9 protein-coding genes are annotated in these 10,590 nt (G+C 73.3%); 6 read left to right on the top strand and 3 right to left on the bottom strand.

Annotation, left to right across the window (positions count from 1 at the left end; genetic code table 11):
- Window positions 1-417, top strand: a 417-nt coding sequence (locus tag ABZS66_RS18195) for an MFS transporter (RefSeq protein ID WP_354758960.1), incomplete at its 5' end; no start/stop codon positions are given.
- On the opposite strand, the gene ABZS66_RS18190 is transcribed toward ABZS66_RS18195, so the two are convergent.
- Both ABZS66_RS18190 and ABZS66_RS18185 read right to left on the bottom strand, forming a co-directional pair.
- Window positions 332-1,765, bottom strand: a complete 1,434-nt coding sequence (locus ABZS66_RS18190) for a carboxylesterase family protein (protein ID WP_354758958.1) — start codon at window positions 1,763-1,765, stop codon at window positions 332-334. The two genes, ABZS66_RS18195 and ABZS66_RS18190, sit on opposite strands and share 86 nt — an antisense overlap.
- Window positions 1,762-2,571, bottom strand: coding sequence for a hypothetical protein (locus ABZS66_RS18185; protein ID WP_354758956.1), 810 nt, complete (start codon window positions 2,569-2,571; stop codon window positions 1,762-1,764). Before ABZS66_RS18185 ends, ABZS66_RS18190 begins: the two co-directional genes overlap by 4 nt.
- 91 nt (window positions 2,572-2,662) lie before the next feature.
- Here ABZS66_RS18185 and ABZS66_RS18180 point away from each other — a divergent pair, with 91 nt between their 5' ends.
- The 5 genes from ABZS66_RS18180 (at window position 2,663) to ABZS66_RS18160 (ending at window position 7,345) form a co-directional block, all read left to right on the top strand.
- Window positions 2,663-3,799, top strand: coding sequence for a helix-turn-helix domain-containing protein (locus ABZS66_RS18180; RefSeq protein WP_354758954.1), 1,137 nt, complete (start codon window positions 2,663-2,665; stop codon window positions 3,797-3,799).
- A 96-nt stretch (window positions 3,800-3,895) separates the two neighbouring features.
- A complete protein-coding gene (locus ABZS66_RS18175) occupies window positions 3,896-4,798 on the top strand; it encodes an ABC transporter ATP-binding protein (protein WP_354758952.1) in 903 nt (300 codons plus the stop codon).
- The gene (locus tag ABZS66_RS18170) at window positions 4,795-5,529 is read left to right on the top strand and encodes an ABC transporter permease (RefSeq protein ID WP_354758951.1); all 735 of its coding nucleotides are present in this window, start codon (window positions 4,795-4,797) and stop codon (window positions 5,527-5,529) included. The genes ABZS66_RS18175 and ABZS66_RS18170 overlap by 4 nt, the downstream gene beginning before the upstream one ends.
- 13 nt (window positions 5,530-5,542) lie before the next feature.
- Entirely contained in the window at window positions 5,543-6,709 is a 1,167-nt protein-coding gene (locus ABZS66_RS18165) for a histidine kinase (protein ID WP_354758950.1), read from the top strand.
- Window positions 6,710-6,739: 30 nt separating this feature from the next.
- Complete coding sequence (locus ABZS66_RS18160) at window positions 6,740-7,345, top strand: response regulator transcription factor (RefSeq protein ID WP_354758948.1); 606 nt, start codon at window positions 6,740-6,742, stop codon at window positions 7,343-7,345.
- A gap of 60 nt (window positions 7,346-7,405) precedes the next feature.
- Here the strand turns inward: ABZS66_RS18160 and ABZS66_RS18155 are convergent, their stop codons facing one another.
- Complete coding sequence (locus ABZS66_RS18155) at window positions 7,406-10,528, bottom strand: GH92 family glycosyl hydrolase (protein WP_354758946.1); 3,123 nt, start codon at window positions 10,526-10,528, stop codon at window positions 7,406-7,408.
- Between the last annotated feature and the right edge of the window lie 62 nt (window positions 10,529-10,590).

The following is a 10,590-nucleotide window of genomic DNA, read 5'->3' as shown; positions in this document are numbered from 1 at the left end:
GTACTGCTCGCCGGCGCCCTGACCGCCGCGGCCGGCGCGGTCCTCGTCGCGGCCGCGCCCGGGCTGCTCGCCGCCGCGCTGGGCCTCGTAGCGGCCGCCGCCGGGACCGCGGTGCTGTTTCCCACGCTCGTCGGCATCGTCTCGCGAGCCGTCGACGAGTCGCACCGCGGCCGCGCCACCTCGATCGTCACCACGGTGTCGTACCTCGGCTTCGTCGCCGGCCCGGTGTACGTCGGGCTGTGGGCGGACGCGGCCGGCCTGCGCGGCGCCATGCTGGCCGTGGCGGCACTCGCCGCCCTGCTGCTCGCCCTCACCCCGCCGCTGCTGCGCCTCAGCGGCCTCGACCCGCGACCGCCGCGCGCCGGGCGGCCAGCGCCGCGCTCATCGCCGAGCGCCGCACACCCCGCGGGTCGTTGACGACCGGGTTGCCGGCGCCGTCGAAGACCCGCACCGGCCGGGTGGCGCCCCACCGGGGCCAGCCCGGCTCCTCGCCGTGCACGAACCGGGCCCACACCGCGTGCATCTCGTCGGCCAGCGCCTGCGGCGCACCGGGGCCGACGAGCTCGGCCGCGGCACCCAGGGTGTTGAACACGAACGGCAGCTCGGTCGCGTGCGCGGCGCCGATCCCCAGCACCGGGGACGGCCAGGCGAACTCGTACACCCACGTGGGTGCGCGCCGGGCGTCGGCGGCGTCGGTCATCGGCACGCGCAGCAGCAGGTCGGTGGCCAGCTCCCCGAACCGCTCGCCCGGAGTGGCCGCGGTGTATTCGCGCATGACCGACGACGGGATGCGGTACTTCAGCCGGGCCAGCAGCAGGTGCAGGCGGCGGATGCGGTGCACCGAGCCGTCCGGGACCATCCACAGCCGGTACTCGTCGGTGGTCGTGCCGGTGAGCAGCGGCATGCTGCTCTCCGCGACCGCGGCGTCGACGGCCCGCGGCACGAGATCGTGGTCCACCGCGATCCGGAAGCCGGCGGCGCCTTTCAATGGCGAGGCCGGTGCGAGGGCGGCGAGGAGCCGCTGCGGCGGGATGCGGGCGAAGGCCTCCCGGGTCGCCGGGACGCCGAGCCGGCGGGCCATCCGCCGGGTGACCGCGGCTGCCTCGTCGAGCGGCGCCGCGTCCAGCGGGCCGCTCTGCACGATCGCCCGGTGGAACAGCCCGGCCGCGCGCGGGCTGACCATGAGCGCGGCCGTGGTCGTCCCGCCGGCCGACTCGCCCATGACCGTCACCCGGCCCGGGTCGCCGCCGAACGCGCCGATCTCGTCGCGCACCCAGCGCAGCACGGCGAGCTGGTCGGCCAGGCCCAGGTTGGCCGGGGCGCCGGCGAGCACGGAGAACCCCTCGGCGCCGAGGCGGTAGTTCGCCGACACCACGACGATCCCCTGCCGGGCGAAGCTCGCACCGTCGTACACCGGCAGCGCGGCGGTGCCGCGGGTCAGCGCCCCGCCGTGGAACCACACCAGCACCGGCCGCCCCGCCGCGTCGCGGTCGGCGGGCGTCCACACGTTGAGGTTGAGCACCTCGTCGCCGGGGATCGTCACCGTCGGCAGCAGCCGGGCCAGGGCGGGCGGGTACGGCGTCTGCGGCGCCGTCGGGCCGAACCGGGTCGCGTCCCGGACCCCGTCCCACGCCGGGGCCGGTGCCGGCGCGGCGAACCGGCGCTCGCCGACCGGCGCGGCCGCGTACGGGATACCCAGGTACGCGGCCACGCCGGTGGCGGTGCGCAGGCCGGCGAGCTCGCCGGCCGAGGTCCGGACCCTCACGGCGCCAGCGCGTTGCGGCGCACGTCGGAGAAGGTGCGGGTGTCGGTGCAGATCCCGCAGGCCGGGCCGGCGAACTGGGCCCGGGCCGCGGTGTCGCCCATCAGCTGGTACCGGAACCAGGCGGTGGTCGGCGCCGCGAACGGCCCCGGGTCGCCGACGACGGTGAAGTGGTCGGCGCCGCGCACCTCGGCGTAGATCGCCGGGATGTGGCCAGCGTCGTTGTAGAACGCCTTCACCAGCGCCGGGAACACGATCAGGTCGTACTGGCCGGCCATGAGCAGCGCCGGGACGTGCACGTCGTCGATGTCGGCGAGCGGGCCGGGCTGGATCGGCAGGATGGCGTCGATGCGCGGGTCGGCCCCGACAACGATCGCCGCGGCGCCGCCCTGCGAGTGGCCGGAGGCGCCGATGTGCTCCAGGTCGACCTTGCCGTGGAACGGGCCGGCCGGGTCCGCGTCGGCCAGCGCGAGGGCGTCGATGCCCAGGCGCATCGAGATGCCCAGGTTGGAGGCGGGGGTGTTGGCGGCCGAGACGATGAAGCCGTGGCTCGCCCAGTGCAGGAGGAGGTCGCGGTACACCAGGGGCGCACCGCCGGTGCCGTTGCCCCACACGATGACGGGGTGACGGCGGGTGCTCGACGCGATGTCGCGGGGGTAGTACAGCGTGTTGACGGCGCCGATCTGCACGGCGGTGGCGTACGGACCGGGGTCGGCGAACGTGGCGGCGTGGGCCGGCGCGGCGGGCGCCAGCAGGGGTGCGACGACGAGGGTGGCCGCGCAGATGGCGGCGCGAAGCCGGCGTGACATGCGTTCATGCTCCGGCCGCCGGCGGTCGCCTGTCAGTGCGCACTTGCGGCAACGATTGACCCGCCGGTTTGGGCAATGTGACGATGCCTCGATGCCGCCGCTGCACGACCGGATGGCCGGACGGGTCCCCGCGCTCACCCGGGAGATCGTCGCCGGCATCGCCACTGACGTCCCGTTCTACCGGGAGCTGCCGCCGCCGGCGCTGGCCGGACCGGTCAGCGAGTCGGTCACCGCGGTCCTGGGCCTCTTGGTCAAACTGCTGAAGGAGCCGGGCCCACTGCGCCCCGGCGACCTGACCGCGGTGGTCGAGCTGTCGGCCCGCCGGGCGCGGGACCACCTGCCGCTGGAGGCGGCCCTGACGGCGTACCTCATCGGGGCCCGCGCCTGGTGGCGGGCGCTCACCGAGGCGGCCGGCCCGGACGAGCTGGCGGCGGCCGGCGCGCGCCTGCTCGACGGCCTGGCGGCGGTGATGCCGGCGGTCGTCGTGGCCCACCTGCAGGCCCAGGAGGACCTGCACAGCGAGGACAAGCGGGCCCGCCGCGAGCTGCTGGCCGCGCTGCTCGACGGCCGCCCGGCCGCGCCGTTCGCCGAGGCCGCACGGGTCGAGCTCGGCCGCCGGCACACGGTCCTGCTGCTGCGGTTCGACCCCCGCCCGCCGGACCGGCTGGTCCAGGTCGCCCTGGACGCGCACACCGGCACCCCGGTCCTGGCCGACCACGTGGGCGGGATCGCGCTGCTGCCCGGCGGTACCGACGCGGCAGCCCTGGTCGCCGGATTGGCGGAGGCCCTGGACACGACGGTCCTGGCGGCGGCCGCCGACGCGGACGGGCCGCCCCGGATCCCGGCGGCGTCGGCCGAGGCCGGCGAGGTGCTCGACCTCGTCACCCGCCTCGGCCGCCGATCCGGGGTGTACCGCCTCGACGACGTGCTGGTCGAGTACCAGCTGGCCCGTCCCGGCCCGGGCCTGGCCCGGCTGGCGGCGAAGCTGGACCCGCTGGCGGACCACCCGTATCTACTGGAGACGCTGCGCAGCTTCGTGCAGCACGGCCACAACCGCAGCCGGGTCGCCCAGGAGCTGCACATCCACCGCAACACGCTGGACTACCGCCTGGGCCGCGTCACGGCGCTGACGGGCCTCGACCCGGCCGTCCCGGCTGAGGCCCGCCTCCTGGACGCCGCCCTCACGGCACTGGACCTGCACCGCTCTGACGGGACTGCGGCCAGGTGACGTCTGTCATGCGCAGGTCCTGACGCCGTGCACTACTTCGGCACCGTCCCCTCCCGTCACAGTCGGTTATCACCGTTGCACACCAGGGAGATGACCGTGACCGACGTCGTGACGATCCGTGGACTGGACCACAGCTACGGGCAGATACGCGCGCTGCGTGGTGTCGACCTCAGCGTCGGCGCCGGCGAGTGCGTCGCGCTGCTCGGCCCCAACGGCGCGGGCAAGACGACGCTCGTCAGCACGCTGACCGGCACGCTCGCGCCTGCCGCCGGCACCGTTCGCATCGCCGGCAACGACCCCCGACGGCCGGCCACCCGCCGGCGCCTGGGCGTCGTGCACCAGCACGCCGGGTTCCCGCGCACGCTGAAGGTCCGCGAGCTGGTCGCGGGGTGGGCGGTCCGCGCCGGCCGGCCCGCCTCCGCCGCCGATGCGGTGCTGGCCGAGGTGGGACTGCTCGACCTGACGAAGCGCCGGGCCACCGAGCTGTCCGGCGGCCAGCAGCAACGGCTCCAGCTGGCGATGGCGTTGGCGGTCGACCCGACGCTGCTCGTCCTCGACGAGCCGACGGTCGGGCTCGACATCGAGGCCCGGCGTCGCTTCTGGGCCACGCTCGCCGCTCGGCGGGACCGCGGCACCGCCGTGCTGCTCACCACCCATCAGATCGACGAGGCGGCCGCGGTCGCGGACCGCGTCGTGGTGCTGCACCAGGGGACCGTGATCGCCGTCGGCAGCCCGGCGGACCTGACCGCGCAGCTGCCCGACCGCACCGTCACGGCGCGGACGGCACTGCGCGACAGCGAGCTGCGCGCGTTGCCGGACGTGCTCGACGTCATCGTCGCCGATGGCCGGATGCGCGCCGTGAGCGCCCGGCCCGAAGCCACTGTCCGCGCGCTGCTCGCCGCCGACCCGACGCTGGACGACCTGCGGGTCGAGGGCGCCTCGCTCGAGCAGGCCATTGTGTCCATGACCGCCCAGGAATCAAGGAAGGTAGCCGCATGACCGCCGCAATCCTCGCCGTCGAGATCCGCGACGAGCTGTACGCCATCATCCGTGACCCTGTTGCCGCGCTCTTCTCCATCGCGATGCCGGTCGGCATGTTCGCAGTGTTCGCCACGCTGTTCGGGGCCGAGGGTGACGGGCCGGTGTCCGGCGCGACGCTCATGCTCGCGACGTTCGGCGCCTTCGGCGTGATCTCCGTGGCACTGACGCCGGGCATCGGCATCGCTGAGGACCGTGAGCGCGGCTGGCTGCGGGTCAAGCGGGTCTCGCCGGTACCCGTGCGGACGACCCTGGCCGCCAAGGTCGTCGCCAGCCTTCCGGTCGCGTTCGGTGTCTACGCCGCGATGAGCCTCACCGCCTTCGCGATGGGACGGTTCGACACCGACATCGTCACCTGGCTGCAGATCGCCGGGCTGCTCCTGCTCGGGTCGCTGCCGTTCGCACTGCTGAGCATGGCCGTCGGGTTCGTCGCCCGCGGACGCTCGGCCCCCGCCATCATCAACGCGGTGTTCCTCCCGATGGCGATCGCCGGCGGACTGTGGATGCCGCTGGAGGTCCTCCCAGGGTTCGTGCGGGACCTGGCCGTGTGGCTGCCGACCTACCACGCGTCCCAGCTCGGACTCGGGCTGCTGGTCGGCGACCCGATCATCGACAATGTCGCGGCACTGCTCGCCGCCACGGCGGCTACGGCATCGCTGGCAGCGATCGCGTACCGTTCGATGCGGGTGTGAGCAGAGGCCTGGGATGACCACCGAGCAGCCGCGTACCACGGCGTCAGCCGACCGCACCGGTCGGCTGACGGCCGCTGGTCTGCGCCGCGGTATCAGCCGTTGGTGGTACCTCGTGTTCCTGAGCTCGCTGGCGTTCGAGCCGATGTTCGCGTCGGTCGTGGCCCGGACCGGGGCCGCCGACGGTCCCGACGCCGGCGACTGGGTGCTGGCCATCGCGCTCATCGCGGTGGGCGCGGTCCTCGTCGTCGTCGGGGGGCTGGGCGCGGCCCGCACCACCATGGTCGTCGCGGTGCTGTTGACGGCGCTCGGCGTCGCAACGGTCTGGTTCAACTCTGCCGCGACCGTGTTCATGGTCTATGCCGCCGGGTTCGTCGCCGGAGCCGCGTCGCGCGGGACGGCTCGCCGCTGGTTCGTCGGGTTGACCGTGCTCCTGCTGCTGCTCGCGTCGGCGTCGGCGATCCTGATGCCGTTCCGGCTCGCCGCGTTCGCGGCGCCGATCCTGCTGGTGTGGCTCATCGGCAACTCGGTGATGGCCGACGTCGACAGCTCGCGCGAATCGGCTCGGCTGCGCGTCGACAACGTCCGGATCGAGCGGCTGGCCACCCTGGGCGAGCGCGAGCGGATCGCCCGTGACCTGCACGACCTGCTCGGCCACACGCTCACCGGCATCGTGGTGCGCGCGCAGCTGATCCGGAAGGTCGCAGCGTCCGACCCGGCGCGCGCCGCCGCCGAGGCGACCGACGTCGAGCAGCTCGCCCGCGATGCGCTGACCGAGGTCCGCGCAGCCGTCAGCGGGTGGCGCCACCACGCGCTGGACACCGAGATCGACTTCGCGCGCGACGTGTTGACCGCGGCGGGCGTCGAACTGTTCGTGCACACCGACACCAACGTCTCAATGTCGCCCGCGGTCGAGGCCGCGGTCGCGCTGGCGGTGCGGGAGGCCGTCACGAACGTCGTGCGCCATGCCGACGCGCGCGTGTGCCGGATCGGGATCATCACGGCCGGCGGCGACGTGCGCCTGACCGTCGCCGACGACGGACGCGGTACCGGCGCACCCGACGGGTCGGGGTTGTCGGGCATGCGCGAGCGCATCTCCGGGCTCGGTGGGCACGTCGACCGCCGCATGGACGGCGGCACCACGCTTACGATCAGGGTGCCCGCGCAGGGCGTGGCGGCATGACCTCAAGTAGCGAAGCGGCAGGTCAGTGACATGACGATCCGTACCGTGCTGGCCGAGGACCAGGGCATGGTGCGCGGGGCGTTCGCGGCCCTGCTCGCCCTCGAACCCGACATCGAGGTCGTGGCGACCGCGGCGGACGGCGACGAGGCGCTTGCCGCGGCGCTGGAACACCGGCCCGACGTGCTGCTGACCGACATCGAGATGCCGGGCCGCACCGGGCTCGACGTGGCCGCCGAGCTGGCCCGGCGCGGCGCGCCGACCCGCGTCGTCATCGTCACGACCTTCGCGCGCAGCGGCTACCTGCGCCGGGCGCTCGACGCCGGCGTGGCCGGCTACGTGCTCAAGGACGCCCCGGTCGAGCAGCTCGTCGAGGCACTGCGGCGGGTGCACAGCGGCCAGCGGGTGATCGCACCCGAGCTCGCCGTGGCGGCATGGGACGGGGATGACCCGCTCACCGAGCGCGAACGGGACGTGCTGCGCAAGGCCGCCGACGGCAGTCCGAACGCCGAGATCGCCGCCCGCCTGCACCTCGCCGAGGGCACGGTGCGCAACTACCTCTCGTCAGCGATCGCCAAGTTGGGCGCCCGCAACCGCACCGAGGCCGCGGCGACGGCGCGCGAACGCGGGTGGCTGTGATCTTTACGCCGGATGCCCCGGGAACGGAACCGTCCACCGGGGCATCCGCCGTTCAGAGAGCTAGCCGTACACCTCCAGCTCGTAGATCCGGGCCGCGGTGTTGCCGTTCGACGTCGGCGTGATCACGTTGATCCGCACGTACCGCCCGTTGACGTTCACGGCGTGCGTCGTGACGTCGGCCGTGTTGCCGCGCGGCTGGGCGACCGTGGTCCACGTCGTGCCGTTGTCGGAGACCTGCAGGTCGAAGTCGAACGTGTTCCAGGCCGCCTGCTCGCCGCCGGCGCCGGCGTGCTTGACCACGATCGAGCTCAGGTGCACCGACGAGCCCAGGTCGACCTGCAGGAAGCGGTTGGTGCCCAGCGAGCACCACTTGTCGGCGTTGCCGCCGGACACGGTGCCGTTGACCGCCTTCTCCGGGCCCTCGGTCGTCGCGCACGACGAGTCGGCGCTCGCCGGCTTGTTGAGCGCGAGGTTGCCGGACGGGCCGGCGCTGTACACCTCGAACTCGTAGATGCGCGCGGCCGCGTTGCCGTCGTTGGCCGGCGTGCTGACGTCGACCTTCACGTACCGCGCGGTCCGCGGCGCGACCTGGTGCAGCGTCCGGCTGGAGCGGTTGCCGCTCACCGACACGGCCTGGCTCCACGTCGAGCCGTCGGTGCTCGTGGAGATCGTGAACGCGCCGGTGTTCCAGCCCGTGGTCTCGCCGCCGAGGCCGGCGTGCTTCAGGACGAACGACCCGACCGTCTGGTTCGAGCCGAGGTCGACCTGGAGGTACCGCGGCGCCGTGCCCGAGCAGAACTTGCTGTTGCTGGCCAGGCTCCCGTCCACGGCCTTCGCCGGCGACTCGGCGGTCGCGCAGGCCGTCGAGCCCGTCGCCGTCCTGTTCAGGGCCAGGTTGGTGCCGAGGTTCGGCGCGGCCGGCGGTTGCGTGGCGCCGTCGGTGAAGCTGGGCGGCACGTTGCCGGCCGTGGTGCCCCAGGAGGAGGCGCTGCCGCCCATCGTGTACTGCAGGGTGCCGCCCGCCGCGAGGTCCGGGTACCGCAGGTAGTTGTTGCTCACCGCGGCGCCGTTCAAGGTCAGGCTCTGCACGTACTGCGACGTCCCGTTGCCGCCGTTGATCGTGATGTTGCCGGCCGAGCGCTGGATGAGCACCGACGGGAACAGCGGCCCGTGCAGCGCGAGCGTGTCGGCGCCCGGCGTCACCGGGTACATGCCGAGCGCCGCCCAGACGTACCAGGCCGACGTGGCGCCGAGGTCGTCGTTGCCCGGCAGGCCGCCGGCGCCGGTGGTGAACGACTCGTTCATGACCCGCCGGACCGCCGAGCCGGTGTTGCCCGGGTTGCCGGTGAAGTTGTACGCCCACGGCACGCTGTGCTCGGGCTCGTTGCCGATGTAGAAGTACGGCCGGACGAGCCCGCCGTTGAGCTCCGTGAAGTGGTGGTCGAGGCGCTGCCTGGCGGTCTGCGGGCCGCCCATGAGCGCGATCAGCCCGGCGTAGTTGTGCGGGACCATCCAGGTGTACTGGGCCGCGTTGCCCTCGGTGTACGGGCTCTCCTGCGCGGGGTTCAGCGGCCACGTGAAGCCGCTGCTCGTGCGCGGGTGGATGTAGCTCGACTCGACGTTGAACGAGCTGCGCCAGTACTGCGACCGCGTCATCGCCGAGTTGTACGTCGCGGTGTCGCCGAGCGCCCTGGCGAACTGCGCGACGGCGAAGTCCGAGGCGGAGTACTCCAGCGAGTCCGACGGCGCGTTGGAGATGAACTGGTTCGTCGCGTACTCGGTCTGCCGCCCGCGGATCGGCGAGCCCTGCGTGGTGCCGCCGGCGATCGCGTTCTTCATCAGCTGCAGCGCGGCGGCGGTGTCGAAGCTGCGCGCGCCGAACGCGTACGCGCTGGCCACGATGATCGGGCCGGGGTCGCCGGTCATGATGAAGTCCTCGTTGGTCTGCTGCGACCACTTCGGCAGCAGGCCGCCCTGCTGGCCGTCGAGGACCATCGACTTCATGATGTCGTTGGTGACGTCGGGCGCGATGAGCGCGATGAGCGCCGCCCACGAGCGGTAGATGTCCCAGCCGGAGTAGTTCTGGTACACCGGGTGCGTCGCCGTGTGGATGGCGTTGTCGAAGCCGCGGTACTGCCCGTTGACGTCGCTGGAGATGTTCGGGTTCTGCATCACGTGGTACAGCGACGTGTAGAACTTCTGCAGATCGGCCGCGCTGCCGCCGGCGGCCTGGACGCGGTTCAGCGCCGTGTTCCATGCCGTGTTCGCGTTGGCCCGCACGGTGTCGAACGCGCCCGCCTCGGCGTTGAGGTTGGCCGTGGCGCCGGCGACGCTCACGAACGACAGCGCCACGGTGGCGTTGACGGTCGCGTTGCCCGTCGTGTCGAACGTGACGAACGCGCCCGTGTTGACGCCGCTCGTGCTCGTCGAGCCGGTGCTGATCGTCCCGCCGTTCCAGGTGCCGACCGACGACGGGGCCCGGTCGAAGCGGATGGCGAAGTAGATCGGGTAGGTCTTCGAGGAGCCGCAGAAGCCGCCCGCGGTGACGTTGCCGCTGACGGTACTGCCGGAGATGCTCACCGAACCGCTGCGGTTGCCGGTCGCGCTGCGGCTGGTGTTGATGAGCAGCCGGGCCTGGTTGGTCGACGGGTAGGTCAGCCGGAGGGCGCCGGTGCGGGTGGTCGCCGAGAGCTCGACGTCGGTCGAGTACTTGTCGAGGCGGTTGCGGTAGTAGCCGGCGGCCGCGCTCTCGTTGGTCTTCGTGTAGGCGCTCGCGTAGCTGGTCCACGCGGTGCCGGGGGAGGAGCCGAGCGCGCCGGTGACCGGCAGCAGGCCGAGGTCCTCGTTGTTCGCGCAGCCGGCGCCGTTGAAGTGGGTGAGGCTGAACTCCTCGACGGTGCGGTCGCGGTCGCGGTAGCCCGACGGCGACCCGGTCGGCGTGTCCGGGCTGAACTGGACCATGCCGAAGGGCACCGTGGCGCCCGGGTAGGTGCTGCCGCCGGCGCCGCCGCCGACCGGGTTCGGCGAGTTGCTGTCGTCGGTGCCGATGAACGGATTGACGTACTGGGTCAGGTTGAGGTCGGCCGCATGCGCGGGCGCGGCCTGCACGACGGCGAGGGCACCGCCGAGCAGGGCGGCCCCGGCGCCGGCGAGCAGCCGGTCGACCGTACGTGATCGGGACATGGGTGGTCTCCCGTTCCGATGGCGGTGAGGACGGGAGAGCGCTCTCGATGCCATTCATAGTC

It is taken from the genome of Dactylosporangium sp. NPDC005572 (assembly GCF_040605515.1).
In the GTDB taxonomy this organism is placed as follows: Bacteria; Actinomycetota; Actinomycetes; order Mycobacteriales; family Micromonosporaceae; genus Dactylosporangium.
This window is presented reverse-complemented; position numbering and strand designations above follow the sequence as displayed.

Coding starts and splice junctions, on each gene's coding strand:
- ABZS66_RS18185 (WP_354758956.1), bottom strand. CDS start 2,571: ATGTCACGCCGGCTTCGCGCCGCCATCTGCGCGGCCACCCTCGTCGTC.
- ABZS66_RS18180 (WP_354758954.1), top strand. CDS start 2,663: ATGCCGCCGCTGCACGACCGGATGGCCGGACGGGTCCCCGCGCTCACC.
- ABZS66_RS18170 (WP_354758951.1), top strand. CDS start 4,795: ATGACCGCCGCAATCCTCGCCGTCGAGATCCGCGACGAGCTGTACGCC.
- ABZS66_RS18165 (WP_354758950.1), top strand. CDS start 5,543: ATGACCACCGAGCAGCCGCGTACCACGGCGTCAGCCGACCGCACCGGT.
- ABZS66_RS18160 (WP_354758948.1), top strand. CDS start 6,740: ATGACGATCCGTACCGTGCTGGCCGAGGACCAGGGCATGGTGCGCGGG.
- ABZS66_RS18155 (WP_354758946.1), bottom strand. CDS start 10,528: ATGTCCCGATCACGTACGGTCGACCGGCTGCTCGCCGGCGCCGGGGCC.